11 protein-coding genes and 1 pseudogene are annotated in these 19636 nt (G+C 69.6%); 10 read left to right on the plus strand and 2 right to left on the minus strand.

What is annotated here, in order from left to right:
- The first annotated feature begins 13 nt into the window (after nucleotides 1–13).
- The 9 genes from ACLQ29_RS07695 (at nucleotide 14) to ACLQ29_RS07735 (ending at nucleotide 16201) form a co-directional block, all read left to right on the plus strand.
- Nucleotides 14–1489 (plus strand): dihydrolipoyl dehydrogenase family protein, encoded by a 1476-nt coding sequence (locus ACLQ29_RS07695; protein WP_425770943.1) that lies wholly within the window; start codon nucleotides 14–16, stop codon nucleotides 1487–1489.
- 489 nt (nucleotides 1490–1978) lie between these two features.
- A complete protein-coding gene (locus ACLQ29_RS07700; protein ID WP_425770944.1) occupies nucleotides 1979–2344 on the plus strand; it encodes a hypothetical protein in 366 nt (121 codons plus the stop codon).
- Nucleotides 2345–2834: 490 nt separating this feature from the next.
- Entirely contained in the window at nucleotides 2835–3839 is a 1005-nt protein-coding gene (locus ACLQ29_RS07705) for a LacI family DNA-binding transcriptional regulator (RefSeq protein WP_425770945.1), read from the plus strand.
- 339 nt (nucleotides 3840–4178) lie between these two features.
- Nucleotides 4179–5558 (plus strand): ABC transporter substrate-binding protein, encoded by a 1380-nt coding sequence (locus ACLQ29_RS07710; RefSeq protein ID WP_425770946.1) that lies wholly within the window; start codon nucleotides 4179–4181, stop codon nucleotides 5556–5558.
- An 87-nt stretch (nucleotides 5559–5645) separates the two neighbouring features.
- The gene (locus ACLQ29_RS07715) at nucleotides 5646–6602 is read left to right on the plus strand and encodes a carbohydrate ABC transporter permease (RefSeq protein ID WP_393365425.1); all 957 of its coding nucleotides are present in this window, start codon (nucleotides 5646–5648) and stop codon (nucleotides 6600–6602) included.
- An 11-nt stretch (nucleotides 6603–6613) separates the two neighbouring features.
- Nucleotides 6614–7501: a carbohydrate ABC transporter permease gene (locus tag ACLQ29_RS07720; RefSeq protein WP_425770947.1), complete on the plus strand. Its 888-nt coding sequence runs from the start codon at nucleotides 6614–6616 to the stop codon at nucleotides 7499–7501.
- Nucleotides 7502–7641: 140 nt separating this feature from the next.
- Entirely contained in the window at nucleotides 7642–9270 is a 1629-nt protein-coding gene (locus tag ACLQ29_RS07725; protein WP_425770948.1) for a glycoside hydrolase family 13 protein, read from the plus strand.
- Nucleotides 9271–9410: 140 nt separating this feature from the next.
- The gene (locus ACLQ29_RS07730) at nucleotides 9411–12326 is read left to right on the plus strand and encodes a discoidin domain-containing protein (protein ID WP_425770949.1); all 2916 of its coding nucleotides are present in this window, start codon (nucleotides 9411–9413) and stop codon (nucleotides 12324–12326) included.
- Nucleotides 12327–12514: 188 nt separating this feature from the next.
- Nucleotides 12515–16201 (plus strand): discoidin domain-containing protein, encoded by a 3687-nt coding sequence (locus tag ACLQ29_RS07735; RefSeq protein WP_425770950.1) that lies wholly within the window; start codon nucleotides 12515–12517, stop codon nucleotides 16199–16201.
- Nucleotide 16202: 1 nt separating this feature from the next.
- Here ACLQ29_RS07735 and ACLQ29_RS07740 read toward each other — a convergent pair whose 3' ends face one another.
- The gene (locus ACLQ29_RS07740; RefSeq protein ID WP_425770951.1) at nucleotides 16203–17003 is read right to left on the minus strand and encodes a crotonase/enoyl-CoA hydratase family protein; all 801 of its coding nucleotides are present in this window, start codon (nucleotides 17001–17003) and stop codon (nucleotides 16203–16205) included.
- Between the two features lie 186 nt (nucleotides 17004–17189).
- On the opposite strand from ACLQ29_RS07740, the gene ACLQ29_RS07745 reads away from it, so the two are divergent.
- On the plus strand, nucleotides 17190–18044 hold the full coding sequence (locus ACLQ29_RS07745) for a DUF2231 domain-containing protein (RefSeq protein WP_425770952.1): 855 nt from the start codon (nucleotides 17190–17192) through the stop codon (nucleotides 18042–18044).
- 507 nt (nucleotides 18045–18551) lie between these two features.
- On the opposite strand, the pseudogene ACLQ29_RS07750 reads toward ACLQ29_RS07745, so the two are convergent.
- Nucleotides 18552–19631 (minus strand): annotated as a pseudogene (locus ACLQ29_RS07750) (LysM peptidoglycan-binding domain-containing protein); the annotation flags it as partial.
- Nucleotides 19632–19636: the final 5 nt, after the last annotated feature.

Below are 19636 nucleotides of genomic sequence, written 5' to 3' on the forward strand. Positions count from 1 at the left end.
GGATGCTGTTGCGGTGGCGGAGCCGGAGCTGGTGGATGTTGTGGTGGTGGGGCTCGGGGTCGGCGGCGAGGAGGTCGCCGAGCGACTCGCCGAGGCCGGCCTGAGTGTCGTCGGCGTCGAACGGGACCTGGTCGGTGGGGAGTGCCCGTACTGGGGCTGCATTCCCAGCAAGATGATGATCAGGGCCGCCAACGCGCTCGCCGAGGCCCGTCGGGTCGACGGCCTGGCCGGGACGGCGCAGGTCCAGCCGGACTGGGCGCCGGTGGCGAAGCGGATCCGCGAGGAGGCCACCGACACCTGGGACGACACGGTCGCGGCCGACCGGTTCACGGGCCTGGGTGGTCGGCTGGTGCGGGGCAGTGGCCGGTTCGACGGCCCGCGCCGGGTCCGCGTCGGTGACCAGGTGTTCGAGGCCCGGCACGGGGTCGTGGTGGGCACCGGCACCCGTCCGTCGGTGCCGCCGATCGACGGCCTGGCCGACACCCCGTACTGGACCAACCACCAGGCGATCGAGGCCGACCAACTGCCGGAGACCCTGCTGGTGCTCGGCGGCGGCGCGATCGGGCTGGAACTCGCCCAGGTCTTCGCCCGCTTCGGGGTACGCGTCACCGTGGTGGAGGCACTCGACCGGGTGCTGGCCGTCGAGGAGCCGGAGGCGTCCGACGTCGCCGCCGCGGCGCTGCGCGCCGACGGCGTGGAGATCCACACCGGGGTACGCGCCGAGCGGGTCGCGCACGACGGGACCCGGTTCACCCTGCACGGTGGCGGCGGCGCCGAGTTCACCGCCGACCGGCTGCTGGTGGTCACCGGGCGCAAGGCCCACCTGGAAGAACTCGGGTTGGACACGATAGGAGTGGACGCCAGCCAGCGTTACCTGCCGGTCGACGACCGTCTGCACGTCACCGACGACGTCTGGGCGGTCGGCGACGTGACCGGCGAGGGGGCCTTCACCCACATCGCCATGTACCAGGCGGGCATCGTGATCGCCGACATCTTGGCCCGTGCCCGACAGGCAGCGGCGGGAGCGGACGCCAGCGGCACGTCAAGCGTGGTCGGTGGCGCGATGGGGGCGTCCAGCTCACTGGCCGCAAGCGGGTCGAGCGGCTCGGCCGGCACCGTCCCGCGAGCCGACTACCGTGCGCTTCCCCGGGTGACCTTCACCGATCCCGAGGTGGGCGCGGTCGGGCTCACCGAGCGGCAGGCCCGCGAGCGGGGCATCAACGTGCAGGTCGGTTTCACGAAGCTCGGCAGCTCCACCCGAGGTTGGATCCACCGGGTCGGCGACGACGGGTTCATCAAGCTCGTCGCGGACGCCGACCAGGGCGTGCTGATCGGCGCGACCTCGGTCGGCCCGGCCGGCGGCGAGGTGCTCTCCGCGCTGGTGGTGGCGGTGCACGCGGCGGTGCCGCTGAGTCAGCTCCGCCACATGATCTACGCCTACCCGACCTTTCACCGCGCCATCGAGGCGGCCCTGCACGACCTGTCCTGACGCCCGCCGTGCGCCGTGCGCCTCGCGCCGTTCGCCCAAGATCCGAGCAACTTCCCGGATGTTGCTGCCTCCGGCCTGCGTGAGGCAGCAACATCCCTGATGTTGCTGCGAGTCTTGGGCGCCGGCCTTGGCAGCCAGATGGGTCAGCCCGGAGTGGCGCAGTTGATGCGGGGGTGTACCCGGGCGCGTGTGGGTCGTGGAGTTGGGAGCCTTACCTGGACGCCGGGGTCGCACATCGACTCTCGGGCTTCCGCTGCGGCGGGGTGGATCTGTTGCTGGCGCCGGATCCGGCCCCGGTGCCAAAGTCGGTGAGTGGGTGGAAGGTCGAGGCCTGTCACGTCTTTGTTGCCTGCCGGGGTCATGCGTCGAACTTTGGCCCATCTTTAGATCTGCATCTGACGATGTAACTGATCACTGGCTGTTAGTAGTCTGCTGCGGACCGTCCGGTCGAATGTCTCTCGTGTTCAGCAATCGATGGGAGAACCAGGCGTGCAGAAGAAGAAGTTGTTCATCAGCAGCGCAGCGGCAATATCGGTCATTGGTCTTCTGCTGGTCGTTCCTCTGAGCGGGGCGAACGCGGCTGACACCAGTCCCGCCTCGAGTAAGAAGCCGTCCGGGATGACTGCACTGTCTCAAACGACAGGGACTTCCGTAACAGTGCTGGCGGGCGCGAACAACATCTCCTTCGCTACCTGCCCCGCTGGCACGATCATCACCGGAGGAGGCGGACAGACATCCGGGTTCGACATCTTCCTCACTGACTCGTTCGCGTCGGGCAACGGCTGGGCGGTACGAGGCTCCAACCGGGGAACGACGGCTCAAAACCTTACGGCCGTCGCCATCTGTCTCGGGTAGACCAGCTCGCAGATGAGCCCGTTACCCCCGGTGCCGGGGGTAACGGGCCCGCGGTCATCCCGGGCGTTGACAAAGCCCTGGGCTGGGATGGCGCAGGCACCCCGACTCACACAGTGGAGCACCATCAGTCGCCTGCCCCGACCCTGCAAAGCCGGTGGAGCGACCACGCCGACCACCTCGACCGATGCCCGGTGAGCGGTCCCCTACGGGGACACCAGCTCAACCCCCGCCGGCCGCCCACGAAGATCAACTAATTGGCCCCTGGTGTCTCGGTTCTTACCAACACCCCAGTAGGGGAGGGCGGCGTCGGGTCTTCACCTGTGGGGCCGCTGCTCGTGGCGCGCTCGGTGGCATCTGGCGTACGACCAGCTTGCGGGCCTCGTCGGCCGATGCCCCCCGTACGACGAACGGAAGATTACGGCAGCCGGACGGCAAACGCTGCGCATTTTGCTGTTCATTTCTTTCACGATGGTGACGTACGATTGCGACCGTGACCAAGCGGTTGACTGAAGTTGCCAAGAAGGCGGGCGTCAGCGAGGCCACCGTCAGTCGGGTGCTCAACGGCCGTGACGGGGTTTCCGAGGCGACCCGGACCGCCGTGCTGACCGCGCTCGACGTGCTCGGTTACGAGCGGCCGACGAAACTGCGGGGCGAACGCGCCCGACTGGTCGGGCTGGTGCTGCCCGAGTTGCAGAACCCGATCTTCCCGGCGCTGGCCGAGGTGGTCACCGGGACGCTCGCCCAGCGCGGCTACACCCCGGCCCTCTGCGCCCGGACCATCGGCGGCGTGTCCGAGATGGACTACGTGGAGATGCTCCTCGACCACCAGGTCTCCGGGGTGATCTTCGCCGGTGGCTCGTACGCGCTCGCCGACGCCCGACACGACCACTACCGTCGACTGACCGACCGGGGCCTTCCCGTCGTGCTTGTCAACGCGGGCGTGGACGAGCTGGCTTTCCCACGTGTCTCCACCGACGACGCGGTCGCGGTCGAGCAGGCGTACGGGCACCTGCGTTCGCTCGGGCACGAACGGATCGGGATGGTGCTCGGCCCGGAGGGGCACGTGCCGTCCCGACGCAAGCTGGACGCGATGATCCGGGCCGCGGGCTGGGACGAGGCCGACGCCGAGTGTGTCGAGCGGTCCAGCTTCTCGATGGAGGGTGCGCGGGTCGCCGCGACGAAACTTGTCGAGCGGGGCGTGACAGGCATCATCTGCGCAAGTGACGTCCTGGCGTTGGGCACGATCCGGGCGGCCCGGCGGTTGGGGCGCTCGGTGCCGGCAGACGTGTCGGTGGTGGGCTTCGACGACTCCGCGTTCATGACGTGCACCGACCCGCCGCTGACCACGGTGCGGCAGCCGATCGAGACGATGGGGCAGGCTGCCGTTGACCTGCTGGTCACCCAGATCGAGGGTGCCGGCGTGCTGCACGACGAGTTGCTGTTCGAGCCCGAGCTGGTGGTCCGCGGCTCGACCGCCCCCGCCCCCGGCCGCTAACGACAGCCCCGCTCCACCCGACGCCTTCGGCCGTCGACCGCTCCACGCGGTCGGCGGCCGTTTTCGTCGCTGCGTACGGCGAGCAGCATCGACCTGCCCGAATGGCCCTTCATAAGCGATCAAAAGCTGTCATATCCGGCTGCTTTCACGGGCTTGCCAACATCTGCCGTAATCACGTCGTGTCCTTTCGGAACAGGGTCGATACCTTGCCGAAATGAGTCCTCCTCGCTACAGTGACTCCACTCACACCTGGCTCCGACGCAGCTACTGGGCGTCAGGTCGTATCACCGCAGATCAGCGAAGGTCATTGGAGTCACCCGTTCCCGAAGGGATGGACAGATGTCCGTACCGCAATACCGAAAGGCTGCGGCGGTCGCGCTCGTGGCCGGCCTGGGGCTCAGCCTCACGGCGTGCTCCACGAAGAGCGACGACAAGGACACGACCGCCGGCGGCAAGGTCACCATCACGGTCGACTGCCAGCCGGTCGGCGCCCAGAAAGAGCTGTTGAAGAACTGGAACGACGACGTCGTCGAGTTCCAACGGCAGAACCCGGACATCGTCGTCAAGAGCGTCAGCGTCGGCGAGCAGTGCAACAACCCGCCGGACTTCACCGCCCGCCTCGCCGGCGGCACGGTGACCGACGTGTTCTACGGCTACATGACCGACCTTCAGCAGGTGCTGGACTCGGGCCAGGCGATGGACATCACCCAGTACGCCAGCAAGGACACGATCTCCACCTGGGACAGCGTCGACCCGGCGCTCAAGGAGGTCTTCACCGACGGCGGCAAGCTCTACGCCGTACCGGTCAAGAACTACTCGATGGGTCTGGTCTACAACAAGAACCTGTTCCAGCAGGCCGGGCTCGACGTCAACAACCCGCCGAAGACCTGGGCCGACGTCCGGGCCGCCGCCAAGAAGATCTCCGCACTCGGCAACGGCATCGCGGGCTACTCGGAGTACAGCGCCGGCAACACCGGCGGCTGGCACTTCACCTCCCTGCTCTACTCGCAGGGCGGCCGCGTGCTGACCGAGGACGGCAAGAAGGCCGACTTCAACAACGCCCAGGGCAAGCAGGTCCTGCAGAACATCAAGGACATGCGGTACGGCGACAACAGCATGGGCGCCCGTCAGCTGCTGCAGTGGGCTGACCTGCTGACGAACGCCGGCGCGGGCAAGGTCGGCATGTTCATCGGCGCACCGGACGCCACCCAGGCGATCGTCAGCCAGTTCCAGGGCAAGTTCCAGGACTGGGCGATGGCTCCGCTGCCCGGCCAGGACGGTGCGGCGAAGGGGACGCTCGGCGGCGGAGAGGGCTACTTCTTCAAGAAGGACCTGACCCCCGAGCAGGTCAAGGCCGGCATGAAGTGGATCGCGTACCAGAAGCTGACGCCGGGCAAGGGCCAGTTCGACTACGTGCGGGCCAAGCCGCAGAACTACCCGGTTGGTCTGCCCCAGCCGCTGCTCTTCGCCAACGGCAGTGACGCGCAGAAGCAGGAGCTGGAGCTGCGCAAGGCGAACGCGAACGTCGACACCTCGAACTTCGCGCTCTTCGAGGCCACCCCGGTGCCGATCAAGGGTGAGCCGCGCAACGCGCAGGCGGTCTACGCGCTCCTCGACGCCGCGATGTCAGGTGTGCTGACCAACCCGAACGCGAACATCGACGCGCTGCTCAAGACCGCCGAGGAGAAGGTCAACAAGCTCCTCGCCGCGGAGAGCTGACCGATCGTGTGGGGGCCGGGACGCCGACCCGGCCCCCACACCATCCGCACCACGTCGTCGACGTCACCGACTCAACCAGGAGTTGCCTTGGCGATCACCACCGTCCCGGAGACCCCCAGGAAACCGGGCCGCCCGCCGTCGCCGTACTCGGCGGGGCCGCAGCGCACAAGCCTCGGCCGCAAGGTACGGGACAACCTCACCGGGCACGCGTTCCTGATCGGCGCGGTGCTCTGCTTCGTCGTCTTCTCCTGGTACCCGATGGTCCGCGGCGTCGTGATGAGCTTCCAGCGGACCCGGCGCGGCGAGACGACCTGGGTGGGCTGGGACAACTACTCCCGCATCATCGACGACCCCAGCTTCTGGACGGCCTGGCAGAACACCTTCTACTTCACGGTGCTCGCGCTCGTCCTCGGGTACGTGGTGCCGTTCTTCGTGGCGGTCCTGCTCAACGAGTTCCGGCACGCCAAGGGTTACCTGCGGATCCTGGTCTACCTGCCGGTGATGCTGCCGCCCGCCTCCGCGCTCTACCTCTTCAAGTTCTACGCGTACGACCCCAGCGAGGCGGGGCTCTTCAACGCGATCCTCAAGGCGCTGCACCTGCCCACCTCGCAGTGGATGCAGTCGCCGGAGATGACGATGCCGGCGATGGTGATCGCGTCGACCTGGATGAACATGGGCGGCGCCGTCCTCATCTACCTGGCGTCCCTGCAGGGCATCCCCGGTGAGCTCTACGAGGCGGCCGAACTCGACGGCGCCGGGATCTGGAAGCGGATCCGCCACGTGACGATCCCGCAGACCCGGCTGATCCTCGCGCTCCTGGCGATGATCCAGATCGTCGCCACGATGCAGCTCTTCATCGAGCCCCTGATCCTCGCCAACGGTGCGGGCGCGGAGGACTCCGCGACCACCGTGGCGTACCTCATCTACCAGCACGGGTTCTTCCAGAACGACCTCAACGGCGCCGCCGCACTGGGCGTGATCATGCTCGTGGTGCTGGCTGGCTTCTCCGCCGTGTACCTGCGGCTGAGTGCGAAACAGGACTAGGACGGCGAGGAATGGCACAGGAATCCGGCACCCGGACCCTCATCTCCCATGCCCAGCTCAGTCGGGGGCGCGGCAGGATCATCTACTGGACGCTGCTGGTCGTCGTCGTGGCGGGATTCACTCTCGTCTTCCTCGGGCCGCTCTACTGGATGGTGACCGGCGCGCTCAAGTCCGGCCAGGAGATCGCGCAGACCCCGCCGACGCTGTTTCCGAAGGACCCCCAGCCGCAGAACTACATCGACGCCTGGAACAACCTGGAACTCGCCAAGCTGTTGTTCAACACGTTCTACTACGCGATCGGCGCGGTGCTGTTCCAGCTCGTCTTCGACGCGGCTGCCGCGTACTCCCTGTCCAAGCTCCGGCCGATCTTCGGCAACGTGATTCTCGCGCTGATGCTGGGGACGCTGATGATTCCGGCGATGGTTCTCATCGTCCCGCAGTACGTGACAGTTATCGACCTGCCGATCGTGCACCTCAACCTGCTCGACTCGCCGTTCGCGATCTGGTTGCCCCTGGTGGCGAACGCATTCAACATCTTCTTGTTGAAGCGGTTCTTCGACTCGATTCCGGAGGAGTTGATGGCCGCCGCCCTGGTGGACGGTGCGACGTCGCTGCGTACGCTCTGGTCGATCATCCTGCCGATGTCCCGCCCGATCCTCGGCGTCGTCGCGATTCTGGCCATGACGGCAGTCTGGAAGGACTTCCTCTGGCCGAAGCTGGTCATGCCGTCGCCGGAGACCCGGACGGTGAGCGTCGGCATCTACTCCTTCGCGGGCGGAACGCCCATGAACGTGGTTATCGCCGCGTCGGTCATCGCCGCGATCCCGACGGTCATCGTCTTCCTGATCTTCCAACGCAACATCATGTCCGGTCTGACCACGGGCAGCATCAAGGGATAGCCGGCACCGTATCCTCCCGCGCGGCGAACAACGACAGTTCGCCCGACACATAACCAGGTCCGGCGAACCCGCCGACGTACTGACGCAGAAAGCAGGTGCTCGTGTCCACAGCTGACAGAAGTCCGTGGTGGCGTGGAGCCGTGATCTACCAGGTGTATCCCCGGAGCTTCGCCGACGGTAACGGCGACGGCATCGGTGACATCGCCGGCATCCGGTCCCGGCTGAACCACCTGTCCGCGCTCGGCGTCGACGCGATCTGGTTCAGTCCCTGGTATCCCTCGCCGATGGCCGACGCCGGCTACGACGTGTCCGACTACCGCGACATCGACCCGGTCTTCGGCAGCCTGACCGAGGCGGAGGCGCTGATCGCCGAGGCGCACGCGCTGGGCATCCGGACCATCGTCGACGTGGTGCCGAACCACTGCTCCGACGCGCACCCCTGGTTCCAGGCGGCGCTCGCCGGCGGGCCCGGAGCGCCGGAACGGGACCTGTTCTGGTTCCGGCCGGGCCGGGGCCCGAACGGCGACCAGCGGCCCACCGACTGGGTCGGCGAGTTCGGCGGCGAGACCTGGACCCGCACCACGAACCCGGACGGCACCCCCGGTGACTGGTACCTGCACCTGTTCGCCCCGCAGCAGCCGGACTTCAACTGGGACCACCCCCGGGTACGTGCGGAATTCGAGGACATCCTGCGGTTCTGGTTCGACCGGGGTGTGGACGGCATCCGGATCGACTCGGCCGGGCTCCTGGTCAAGGACGGCGAGTTGCCCGAGGTCCGCCCGGACCACCCGCACCCGTTCCACGACCTCGACGGCGTGCACGACATCTACCGGGGCTGGCGGCGGGTCGCCGACTCCTACCCGGGCGAGCGGGCCCTGATCGGCGAGGTGTGGCTGCCGGACCGGCAGCGCTTCGCCAACTACCTGCGCCCGGACGAGCTGCACGCCGCATTCAACTTCGACTTCCTCGGCTGCGCCTGGGACGCTGCGGCGCTGCGCGAGAGCATCGACGGGACGCTCAGCGCGCACGCGCCGGTCGGCGCGCCGGCCACCTGGGTGCTCTCCAACCACGACGTCACCCGACACGTGACCCGCTACGGTCGGGCGGACACCCGGTTCAGCTTCGCCGCGAAGCGTGAGGGAACCCCCACCGACCTGGAGTTGGGCACCCGTCGGGCCCGCGCCGCCGCGCTGCTCTCGCTGTCGCTGCCCGGCGCCGCCTACGTCTACCAGGGCGAGGAGTTGGGCCTCTACGAGGTCGAGGACATCCCGTACGCGCTGCGGCAGGACCCGATGTGGGAGCGGTCCGGCCGGATCGACCCGGGCCGGGACGGCTGCCGCGTACCCCTGCCGTGGGCCGGTGACGAGCCGCCGTTCGAGTTCAGCCCCGACGGCGCCGCTGCACCCTGGCTGCCCCAGCCGGCCGACTGGAAGGAGCGGACGGCCACCGCGCAGACCGGCGACCCGGCCTCGATGTTGGAGCTGTACCGGGCGGCGATCCAGGCCCGCAGGGCCGACCCGGCGCTCGGTGACGGTGAGCTGACCTGGCTGCCCGCCCCGGACGGGGTGCTCGCCTTCAGCCGTGGCGGTGGCTTCAGCTGCCTGGTCAACCTCTCCGACGCGCCGGTGCCGATGCCGGCCGAGGGGGAGTTGCTGCTGGCCAGCGGCCCCCTCGACGACGGGTTGCTGCCGTCGGACACCGCGGTCTGGCTGCGTACCGCCGGATCGGCGGACGAGCCGCGCGCGGCGGACGGACCCGGCCTGACCTGATTCTGCTCGCGGTGGTGCCGGCGGCTCGTCCCGGCCGCCGCCACCACCTCACCTGAAGAAAGGAGAAGCAAGGGGGAACGCGTCACACCGCACCGACACGGGGGGATCTGGCCTGCCTGACGAAAGGGAGAGCGCAGCTCATGGCCAACCACACCACCGGCACCCCGCACCACCTTCGACACCCGACCCGGGCAGGGTTGGCCGCCATCGCCGCCACCCTGCTCGCCGCCACCTCGGTGACAGTCCTCGCGGTCACCGGCACCGCGACTCCGGCCGCGGCGGCCGGGTTGTCCCCCTTCGACATTTCCGGCCGGGGCGCCACCGTCCCGTTCGTCGAACAGGAGGCGGAGGAGGTCGCCCACAACGGCTCGAAGATCGGCCCGGACCGGCGCTACGGCACGCTGCCGTCCGAGGCGTCCGGCCGGGAGGCGGTCACCCTCGACAGCGTCGGTGAGTACGTCGAGTTCACCCTCACCGCGCCGGCCAACGCGGTCACCTTCCGGTACAGCCTGCCGGACAGCCCCTCCGGCACCGGCCGGGACGCCGCCATCGACCTGCGGGCCAACGGGTCGCTGCTGAAGTCGGTCCCGGTGACGTCGAGGTACGGCTGGTACTACGGCGGATACCCGTTCAACAACAACCCGGGCGACACCAACCCGCACCACTTCTACGACGAGACCCGGGCGATGTTCGGCAGCACCCAGCCGGCCGGCACGAAGATCCGGTTCCAGGTCTCCTCGACCGCCCAGTCGCCCTCGTTCACCATCGACCTGGCCGACTTCGAGCTGGTCGCCCCGGCGATCAGCAAGCCCTCCGGTGTGCTTGACGTGGTCACCGACTTCGGCGCCGACCCGAGCGGCGCGACCGACTCGACCGCGAAGTTCCAGGCGGCCGTCGACGCCGGGAAGGCTCAGGGCCGGGCGGTCTGGATCCCGACCGGCACCTTCACCCTCTGGGACCACGTGGTGGTCGACGGGGTGACCCTGCGCGGCGCGGGCCCCTGGTATTCGGTGCTCGGCGGCCGGCACCCCACCGACCGGAACCGGTCGGTCGGCATCTACGGCAAGTACGTCCCCGGTGGCGGCTACACCGGCCCGGTCCGCGCGCACGAGGCGAACGGGCCGAGCCGCAACGTCACGCTGCGGGACTTCGCCATCATCGGCGACATCCGCGAGCGGATCGACGACGACCAGGTGAACGCCCTGGGTGGGGCGATGACCAACTCGGTGGTCGACAACCTGTGGCTGGAGAACACGAAGGTCGGGGCGTGGATGGACGGCCCGATGGACAACTTCACGATCCGCAACAGTCGCATCCTGGACCAGACCGCGGACGGGGTGAACTTCCACACCGGCGTGACCAACTCGACGGTGACGAACACGTTCGTCCGCAACACCGGCGACGACGCGTTGGCGATGTGGGCGCAGAGCGTGCCGAACGTCAACAACTCCTTCACCCACAACACCATCGGCGTGACTCTGCTGGCGAACCACCTGGTCAGCTACGGCGGCCGAGACATCAAGATCACCGACAACGTGACGGCCGACTCGCTGACCAACGGCGGCGGCATCCACGTCGCGAACCGCTATCCGGGTGTGCAGGGCGACACCGCGGTCCGGGGCACCTGGACGATCGCCCGGAACACGTTGATCCGCAACGGCAACTCGGACTACAACTGGAACTTCGGCGTCGGGGCGATCTGGTTCTCCGCCCTCAACGAGTCGTTCCAGCAGGCCACCATCAACATCACCGACACCGACATCCTGGACAGCTCGTACGCGGCGCTGCACTGGATCGAGGGCCAGACCAGCGGCATCAACCTCACGAACGTGCGGATCGACGGCGCCGGCACGTACGCGCTCCAGGTGCAGGCACCCAGCCAGGTGTCGTTCACGAACGTGCGGGCCACGAACATCGCGCAGAGCAACCCGATGCACAACTGCGTCGGCGGTGGCTTCCAGATCACCCAGGGCAGCGGCAACTCCGGCTGGTACACGTCGGCCCCGTACTGCGGCCCGTGGCCGGACCCGCAGTGGGGCGGCGGACCCACCACGCCACCGCCGACCACCCCGGCACCGACCACGGCGGCACCGACCACGCCGCCACCGACCACGCCGCCACCCACCAGCGGGGGGAACCTGGCGCTGAACCGGTCGGCGACCGCGACCAGCACCAACCAGAGCTACACGGCGGCCAACGCGGTGGACGGCAACGCGGCCAGCTACTGGGAGAGCGCCAACAACGCCTTCCCGCAGTCGGTCACCGTCGACCTGGGCTCGGCCCGATCCGTCGACCGGGTGGTGCTCAAACTGCCCAGCGGTTGGGAGCAACGCACCCAGACCCTGTCCGTGCTCGGCTCCACCGACGGATCCTCGTACGCCACCCTGGCGTCGTCCGCCGGTCGGGTGTTCGCCCCCGGCTCGGGCAACTCCGTGTCGATCGGCCTGCCCTCCGGTGACCGCCGCTACCTCCGGGTGACAGTCACCGGCAACACCGGCTGGCCGGCGGCCCAACTGTCCGAGGTCGAGGTGTACGGCGGCACGCAGACCACCCCGCCGCCCACCACTCCACCCCCGACCACGGCGCCGCCCACCACTCCACCCCCGACCACGGCGCCGCCCACGACCCCGCCGCCCAGCGGCAACCTGGCGGCCGGGAGGTCGGTCACCGAGACCAGCCACTCCGACGTGTACGCCGCCGCCAACACGGTGGACGGCAACGCGACCACCTACTGGGAGAGCGCCAACAACGCCTTCCCGCAGTCGCTGACCGTGGACCTGGGCGCCAACCGGACGGTGTCCCGCGTCGTCCTGAAACTCCCACCGTCGTCGGCCTGGCAGACGCGTACGCAGACGCTCGCGCTGCTCGGCTCCACAAACGGCTCGTCCTTCAGCACCCTGAAGGCGTCCGCCGGCCACACCTTCAACCCGGCCAGCGGCAACACGGTCACCGTGACCTTCACGGCGACCAGCCAGCGGTACCTGCGGCTGACCGTCACCGGTAACACCGGCTGGCCAGCCGGTCAGCTCAGCGAGTTCGAGGTCTATTCCAGCTAGCTCGGGCGCCCCCGTCCGCCCAGGGCGGGGGCCTCCCGATCCGGGCGGTCCGGTGCGACGTAGCCCCGGCTCGCCGACCCGTCCCCCAACCGCACCGTCCCCCACCTGTCGCGGAACGACGGGCGTACCCCTGCACCCGTCGCCGGCAACGCACCCGCACCCACCCCCGAAAGAGGTGTAGCGACTCCATGTCCAGTAACGGCACCAGACGAGGCACGCCGCCGAGCGGCGCGCCCAATCCCGTCCCCCGCACCCGTGGCCGGCGGCTCCTCGCCGGCGTACTCGCCGGGATGCTCCTGGCCACCGCCCCGGTCGTCACCCCCACGGCGACCGCGGCACCGGCGGCCGACCCGTCCGCGGCCGCCGCGCGCATGGCGTTGCTCGCCGGACTGTCGGCCACCATGACCGCCAGCAGCTACAACCAGAACTACGTGGCGGGCAACGCCAACGACGGCAACGCGTCGACCTACTGGGAGAGCGCCAACAACGCGTTCCCGCAGTGGATCCAGGCGGACCTGGGCGCCACGGTCAACGTCGACCGGGTGGTGCTCAAGCTGCCGCCGTCGTCGGACTGGCAGACCCGCACCCAGACGCTGTCGGTGCTCGGCTCCACAAACGGCTCGTCCTTCAGCACCCTGAAGGCGTCCGCCGGCTACACCTTCAACCCGGCCAGCGGCAACACCGCGACCGTCAGCTTCACCGCCGCCAGCACCCGCTACGTCCGCGTGCAGCTCACCGGCAACACCGGCTGGCCGGCCGCGCAGCTCTCCGAGGTCGAGGTGTACGGCGCCACCGGCAGCACCGACACCCAGGCCCCCAGCGCTCCCGGCAACCTGGCGTACACCCAGCCCGCCAGCGGGCAGATCCGGCTCACCTGGTCCGCGTCCTCGGACAACGTCGGGGTCACCGGTTACGACGTGTACGCGGGCGGCGCGCTGCGCGGCAGCGTCAACGGCTCGACGCTCACCTACACCGACAGCCAGTCGGACAGCGCCACGGTCTCGTACTACGTGCGGGCCAGGGACGCGGCCGGCAACCAGTCGGCGAACAGCAACACCGTGACCCGGACCGGCACCGGCAACCCGCCGACCGGGAGCAACCTGGCGGTCGGCAAGCCGATCACCGCCTCCGGGTTCGTGCACACGTTCGTGGCCACGAACGCCAACGACAACAACGTGGCCACCTACTGGGAGGGCAACGGCAACCCGAGCACGTTGACCGTGCAGCTCGGCGCGAACGCCAGCCTCAGCCAGGTCGTCGTGAAGCTCAACCCGGACTCGGCGTGGGGTGCGCGTACGCAGAACATCACGGTGCTGGGCCGGGACCAGGGCTCGTCGTCCTTCACCACGCTGGTGGGCGCGGCGAACTACTCCTTCAACCCGGGCAGCGGCAACACGGTGACCATCCCGGTCTCCGGCGCGGCGGCCGACGTACGACTCTCGATCGCCTCGAACACCGGCGCCCCGGCCGGGCAGGTGGCCGAGTTCCAGGTCTTCGGCACCCCCGCGCCGAACCCGGACCTGACCGTGACCGGCATGTCGTTCAGCCCGTCCGCGCCCGTGGAGACGAGCACCATCACGCTCTCCGCGACAGTCCGCAACGCGGGCTCGACGGCCTCCGGCGCGACGAACGTCACCTTCTACCTGGGCGCCACCCGGGTCGGCACCGCGTCGGTCGGTAGCCTCGCGGCCGGCGCCTCGACGACTGTCAGCGCCAGCATCGGCACCCGGGACGCGGGCAGCTACCCGCTCAGCGCGAAGGTCGACGAGTCGAACGCCGTCGTCGAGTCCGACGACACCAACAACAGCTACTCCAACCCCAGCCCGCTGGTGGTCAGCGCGGTTGCCACGTCGGACCTGGTCGCCTCGTCGGTGGCCTGGTCGCCGGGCAACCCGTCGGCCGGCAACACCGTCACCTTCTCGGTGTCGATCCGCAACGCCGGCAGTGTGGCGTCCGCGTCCGGCTCGCACGGCATCACGCTCACCGTGCTCAACGAGTCCGGCACCGTGGTCCGTACCCTGACCGGCTCGTACTCCGGTGTGATCAACGCCGGTGCGACGGTCGGCCCGGTCAACCTGGGCACCTGGACCGCGGCGAACGGCAAGTACACCGTCCGGGTGGTGCTCGCGGCCGACGGCAACGAGCTGCCGGTCAAGCAGGGCAACAACACGAGCGACCGTCCACTCTTCGTCGGTCGCGGCGCCAACATGCCGTACGACATGTACGAGGCCGAGGACGGCGCGGTCGGCGGCGGCGCCAGCGTCGTCGGACCGAACCGGGAGATCGGCGACCTGGCCGGCGAGGCGTCCGGTCGGCGGGCGGTGACCCTCAACTCGACCGGCAGCTACGTCGAGTTCACCACCCGGGCCAGCACCAACACGCTTGTCACCCGCTTCTCCATCCCGGACGCACCGGGCGGTGGCGGCATCAGCTCCACGCTGAACGTCTACGTCAACGGCACGTTCCACAAGGCCATCGACCTGACGTCCCGGTACGCCTGGCTCTACGGCAGCGAGGCCAGCCCCGGCAACTCGCCGAGCGCTGGCGGGCCGCGGCACATCTACGACGAAGCCAACGTCATGCTCAACTCGACGGTCCCGGCCGGCAGCAAGATCCGCCTCCAGAAGGACGCGGCCAACACCACCAACTACGCGATCGACTTCATCAACACCGAGCAGGTGTCGCCGATCGCCAACCCGGACCCGACGCGCTACACCACGCCGGCCGGCTTCACCCACCAGGACGTGCAGAACGCCCTGGACCGGGTGCGGATGGACACCACCGGCAATCTGGTCGGCGTGTACCTGCCGGCCGGTAACTACTCCACCTCGTCGAAGTTCCAGGTGTACGGCAAGGCGGTCCAGGTGACCGGCGCCGGCCCCTGGTACACCCGGTTCAACGCACCGGCGGGCCAGGACAACACCGACATCGGCTTCCGGGCCGAGAACTCGGCGGCGAACTCGTCGTTCAAGAACTTCGCCTACTTCGGCAACTACACCTCACGGATCGACGGTCCGGGCAAGGTGTTCGACTTCGCCAACGTGTCGAACATCGTGATCGACAACATCTGGAACGAGCACATGGTGTGCCTCTACTGGGGCGCGAACACCGACTACATGACGATCAAGAACTCCCGGATCCGCAACATGTTCGCCGACGGCATCAACATGACAAACGGCAGCACCAACAACCTGGTCAGCAACAACGACGCCCGGGCCACCGGCGACGACAGCTTCGCGCTGTTCTCGGCGATCGACGCGGGCGGCGCCGACATGAAGGACAACGTCTACGAGAACCTGACCTCGACCCTCACCTGGCGGGCCGCCGGTGTGGCCGTCTACGGCGGCTACGGCAACACGTTCCGCAACATCTACATCGCGGACACCCTGGTCTACTCGGGCATCACCATCAGCTCGCTCGACTTCGGCTACCCGATGAACGGCTTCGGCGCCAACCCGCCGACCCGATTCGAGAACATCTCGATCGTGCGGGCCGGTGGGCACTTCTGGGGTGGGCAGACCTTCCCGGCGATCTGGGTCTTCTCCGCCTCGAAGGTGTTCCAGGGGATCCGGGTTAGCGACGTCGACATCGTCGACCCGACCTACAGCGGCATCATGTTCCAGACCAACTACGTCGGCGGGCAGCCGCAGAACCCGATCACCGACACGGTCTTCACGAACGTCTCGATCAGCGGGGCGCGCAAGAGCGGTGATGCCTACGACGCCAAGTCCGGCTTCGCCGTCTGGGCCAACCCGATGCCGGAGGCCGGGCAGGGGCCGGCTGTCGGGTCGGTCACCTTCACCAACCTGCGGCTGAGCAACAACGCGGTGGACATCCAGAACCCCACGACAACCTTCACCATCAACCGCAACTGATCTAGCCAGCACCGGATGCCGCCGGGAGGTGCACTCCTCCCGGCGGCGTCGTGCCGTGTCGGCCCTCGCCCGCCACGAACCGGGCCGCACCGGCGAACGCGTCGGTGGCCAGCGAATCCAACCCGTACGCCAACTCGGTCGCCAGCGCCTCCGGCTCGGGCCGTCCGGCACCGGCCAGCACCGCCGCCCGGTCGTTGCGCAGGCAGGTCTGCGGGTGCCGGGCGATGGCCGCCGCCAGTTCCTCGGCCGCGGCCCGTGCCTGGCCGGGTGGCACCAACCGATTGACCAAACCCATCGAGTACGCCTCCTCGGCCGGCACCGGGCGGCCGGTGAGGATCAGATCCATGGCCCGGCTCTCGCCGATCAACCGGGGCAACCGCACGGTGGCACCGTCGATCAGCGGCACCCCCCAGCGGCGGCAGAACACCCCGAGCGTCGCGTCGGACTCGGCGACCCGCAGGTCGCACCAGAGCGCCAACTCGAGCCCGCCCGCCACCGCGTACCCGGAGATCGCCGCGATCACCGGTTTGCTGAGCGTCATCCGGGTCGGGCCCATCGGGCCGTCGCCCTCCGGTTCGACCCGGTTGCCGCTCGGCGTGCCGAGGGCCTTGAGGTCGGCTCCGGCGCAGAACGTGCCACCGGCCCCCCAGAGCACGGCCACCGCGGCGTCCGGGTCGGCGTCGAAGGCCCGAAACGCGTCGGCGAGCGCCCGAGCCGTAGGCCCGTCAACGGCGTTGCGAACGTCCGCCCGGTCCAGCACCACAGTGCTGACCGCCCCGACCCGTTCCACCCGCACACCCATCCCGCCAGCATGCCCGCCCCGCCCCCACCCCACAATCCCCGTCGATCTTGCACTTTCTGTCGCCGATTCGCGACATGTGCCGGGTTTTGTCGGGACACAAAGTGCAAGATCGGCGGCTTGGGTGGGGCGGCAAGGTTTGTTCTCGTCGACCGGTTTGCGACGGCGAGCGCCGGGAAGTCGGTACTCGTGCGAGCACTTTTGACGAAAGTTGAGCAGGACTCCCGGCTGGACCGCGCGGGTGACCGGTTGCAGAAGGTCGTCCTGGGGACGCTGCGTCCGCGGCGACTGCGGGACCTGCTGCACGGGGTGACCCTCGGGCATCCACTACACCCGGCGATGGTGCAGGTGCCGGTCGGCGCGTGGATCAGCGCCGCGGTGCTGGACCTCATGCCCGGGCAACGTCGACCCGCCACCGTGCTGGTCGGCCTGGGCACCGTCAGCGCGCTGCCGGCGGCGGTCGCCGGGCTGAACGACTGGGCGGCACTCGCCCGGGACCAGCGCCGGGTCGGCCTCGTGCACGCCGCCACCAACACCGTCGGCATGGCGCTCTACGCCGGCTCGCTGGCCGCACGGCTGTCCGGTCGGTACGGCGTCGGCCGCGCGCTGGGCTTCCTCGGGCTCTCCACCGTGAGCCTCGGGGCGTACGTCGGGGGTCACCTCGCGTACAAGCAGGGGGCGCAGGTCAACCAGAGCGTCTCCGAGTTGCATCGGATGACCGACGGCTGGCACTCGCTCGCCGACATGGCGACGTTGCCGCAGCGCACCCTGATCACCCGGGAGGTGGACGACGACATCTCGGTCATCCTCTACCGGCACGGTGACGAGGTGACCGTGATGTTGGAGCGTTGTCCGCACCAGAGCGGTCCGCTCGGCGAGGGCGAGGTGCAGGAGATCGACGGCCACGCCTGCGTGGTCTGCCCGTGGCACGGCAGCGCGTTCCGGCTCAACGGCGGCGAGGTCATGCAGGGACCCTCCGGCAACGACCAGCAGATCCTGCCCACCCGGATCCAGAACGGCGTGCTCCAGACCCGCCTGCCCTGAAGCGCCGGCCCTGACCAGCCTGCCCTGACCCGCCTGCCCTGACCCGCCTGCCCTGAACCGCCTGCCCTGACGCCGCTGCGCCGCGCCCGGGTCACCGGTTCGCACCGACACCCCGTGGCGGTGCGGGACAGCTCGTGCTCGGCCTTCGGGTCAGCTGCGTCGGTGTCGACCGACCGACGGCCCGTCCGGTACCGAGTCCAGCCCGTGCCCGCCGTCGAACAACCCGCCGTCGGGGCTGCGACCGGCCCAACCCTCGTCGCCACCCCAGCCCGACGCGCCAGTGTGCGCTGTACCGCTGCCGGGAGGTGCGATCCCGCTGCCGTTCGGTGCGGCGCCGCCGTCGCGAGGATTTGTCGGTGTCGTGCCGTTGTCGCGCGTCGCGGGCGCTTCGAGGGCCGCGGCCGCCCGCCTCGCGGCCCAGGCGACACCACTTCCCGCCGACCCACCGGTCCGCGCCGCGCTGACGCCCCGGCTCGTGCTCGCACCGGTGCTCCGGGCCGCACCGCCCCGGGCACCGCGGGCGGACGCGGCCAACCGGGGAGCCACGCCGGCGGTGGCCGGGCGGCGGCGCAGCCCCAGGACCGCGCCGATCTGAGCGCCGACGATGCTCGCCACCGCCAGTACGGCCGAGACGGCGAGCGGTCGGTTCACCCGGTCCTCGGTGCCGGCTCGGGCTGCGCCGACGGTCATCGCGGGCGGTTGGCCCGCCGAATCCGTACCGCTTGTCGGTGGTGGGGCCGGCCGCGCCGGTGCGGCCCGTTCGGGCGCCGGCCGGGGCGCGGGTGGCTTCGGTACCGCCGGCCGGTCGACGAGCCGTCCGGTGGCGTGCTGCCGGGCACCCTGGTCGGCGGCCTCCGTGGGCAGTCGGAGCAGCTGACCAGGGCGGATGCGGTCCGGGTCGTCGAGCTTGTTCAGCTTGGCGAGCTGTCGGTAGTCGCCGAACTCGTCCAGGTAACGCTCGGCGACCTCGCCGAGGTAGTCGCCCCGCGCCACTCGGTACACCGGCGCGGCCTCGTCGTTGGCTGTCGAGCCACCGGGTGCGGCGAACCCCGTCTCGGCCCTGCCGATCAGCCCGCTTCGCGTCAGCGGGGCTGCCGTGTCGGGCGTCGCGCCCACCCGGGTCGGCGCGGCCAGGGTGGCGGCGGCCGGTGCGTTCGTGCTTGCGTACGCCGGGGCGCCGTAGACCGCGGCGGCGCTGGCGGCGGCCGGACTGGCCGCGAGGATCAGCGCGACCGAGCCGACGAGCGCGGCGGCGGCCTTCTGTTGGCGACTCATCCCGGGCAGCTTCGGCGCCGGGCGGCGCAGGGTCTGCGCCCCCAACTCCACGAGGACGGAGAAGGCGAACGTGGCCCAACCGAACCAGCCGGCCACCGCCAGCGCCCGCAGAAAGAGCTGGCCGTCGTCTCTGCTGGTCAGCGCGGTGCCGATCTCGGCGACGGTGGGAAGGTGATCAGGTAGGGGATTGCCGGCGAAGGCCAGCAGTGCGATCGGCGCGCCCACCAGCAGCGCACACAGCACGGCCAGTGCGCCGAGGCCGGTGAGGACGCGTCCGGTCCGCCGTACGACGGACCCAGCCGTTACGGGCATGGCTG

Origin of the sequence: Micromonospora sp. DT228, assembly GCF_049841595.1 — a bacterium.
In the GTDB taxonomy this organism is placed as follows: domain Bacteria; phylum Actinomycetota; class Actinomycetes; order Mycobacteriales; family Micromonosporaceae; genus Micromonospora.

What these genes read in the sequence shown, in the direction of transcription:
- ACLQ29_RS07720 (WP_425770947.1), top strand. Translation starts at nt 6,614, where the DNA reads ATGGCACAGGAATCCGGCACCCGGACCCTCATCTCCCATGCCCAGCTC.
- ACLQ29_RS07710 (WP_425770946.1), top strand. Translation starts at nt 4,179, where the DNA reads ATGTCCGTACCGCAATACCGAAAGGCTGCGGCGGTCGCGCTCGTGGCC.
- ACLQ29_RS07740 (WP_425770951.1), bottom strand. Translation starts at nt 17,003, where the DNA reads ATGGGTGTGCGGGTGGAACGGGTCGGGGCGGTCAGCACTGTGGTGCTG.
- ACLQ29_RS07735 (WP_425770950.1), top strand. Translation starts at nt 12,515, where the DNA reads ATGTCCAGTAACGGCACCAGACGAGGCACGCCGCCGAGCGGCGCGCCC.
- ACLQ29_RS07730 (WP_425770949.1), top strand. Translation starts at nt 9,411, where the DNA reads ATGGCCAACCACACCACCGGCACCCCGCACCACCTTCGACACCCGACC.